Here is a 1,549-nt window from a genome sequence, read left to right as displayed (position 1 = left end):
ATGGACAAGCCCTCGGCCTATTAGTACCGGTCAGCTCCACACCTTACGGTGCTTCCACATCCGGCCTATCAACCCAGTCGTCTACTGGGAGCCTTACCCCATCAAGTGGGTGGGAGTCCTCATCTCGAAGCAGGCTTCCCGCTTAGATGCTTTCAGCGGTTATCCCTCCCGAACGTAGCCAACCAGCCATGCCCTTGGCAGGACAACTGGCACACCAGAGGTTCGTCCGTCCCGGTCCTCTCGTACTAGGGACAGCCCTTCTCAAGACTCCTGCGCGCGCAGCGGATAGGGACCGAACTGTCTCACGACGTTCTAAACCCAGCTCGCGTACCGCTTTAATGGGCGAACAGCCCAACCCTTGGGACCGACTCCAGCCCCAGGATGCGACGAGCCGACATCGAGGTGCCAAACCATCCCGTCGATATGGACTCTTGGGGAAGATCAGCCTGTTATCCCCGGGGTACCTTTTATCCGTTGAGCGACGGCGCTTCCACAAGCCACCGCCGGATCACTAGTCCCTACTTTCGTACCTGCTCGACCCGTCAGTCTCACAGTCAAGCTCCCTTGTGCACTTACACTCAACACCTGATTGCCAACCAGGCTGAGGGAACCTTTGGGCGCCTCCGTTACTCTTTAGGAGGCAACCGCCCCAGTTAAACTACCCACCAGACACTGTCCCTGATCCGGATCACGGACCGAGGTTAGACATCCAGCACGACCAGAGTGGTATTTCAACGTTGACTCCACCATGGCTGGCGCCACGGCTTCACAGTCTCCCACCTATCCTACACAAGCCGAACCGAACACCAATATCAAGCTATAGTAAAGGTCCCGGGGTCTTTCCGTCCTGCTGCGCGAAACGAGCATCTTTACTCGTAGTGCAATTTCACCGGGCCTGTGGTTGAGACAGTCGAGAAGTCGTTACGCCATTCGTGCAGGTCGGAACTTACCCGACAAGGAATTTCGCTACCTTAGGATGGTTATAGTTACCACCGCCGTTTACTGGCGCTTAAGTTCTCAGCTTCGCCACGACGAATCGTGACTAACCGGTCCCCTTAACGTTCCAGCACCGGGCAGGCGTCAGTCCGTATACATCGCCTTACGGCTTCGCACGGACCTGTGTTTTTAGTAAACAGTCGCTTCTCGCTGGTCTCTGCGGCCACCCCCAGCTCAGAGTGCAAGACTCATCACCAGGAGAGGCCCCCCTTCTCCCGAAGTTACGGGGGCATTTTGCCGAGTTCCTTAACCACAGTTCACCCGAACGCCTCGGTATTCTCTACCAGACCACCTGAGTCGGTTTAGGGTACGGGCCGCCATGAAACTCGCTAGAGGCTTTTCTCGACAGCATAGGATCATCCACTTCACCACAATCGGCTCGGCATCAGGTCTCAGACTTAAAGCCAGGCGGATTTACCTACCTGACGTCCTACACCCTTACCCCGGGACAACCACCGCCCGGGCTGGACTACCTTCCTGCGTCACCCCATCGCTTACCTACTACCACCTCGGGTCACCGGCTCCACCACTCCCCCTCACTCCGAAGAGATCA

General features: G+C 56.9%; 1 rRNA gene. It reads right to left on the bottom strand.

Going from position 1 to position 1,549, the window contains the following annotated elements:
* Nucleotides 1–1,549: ribosomal RNA gene (locus BMW99_RS38960) — 23S ribosomal RNA — on the bottom strand; the annotation flags it as partial.

Source organism: Actinacidiphila rubida, from assembly GCF_900110255.1.
GTDB classification, from domain to species: domain Bacteria; phylum Actinomycetota; class Actinomycetes; order Streptomycetales; family Streptomycetaceae; genus Actinacidiphila; species Actinacidiphila rubida.
The sequence above is the reverse complement of the archived record's forward strand: the minus strand, read 5'-3'. Positions and strand labels throughout refer to the sequence as shown.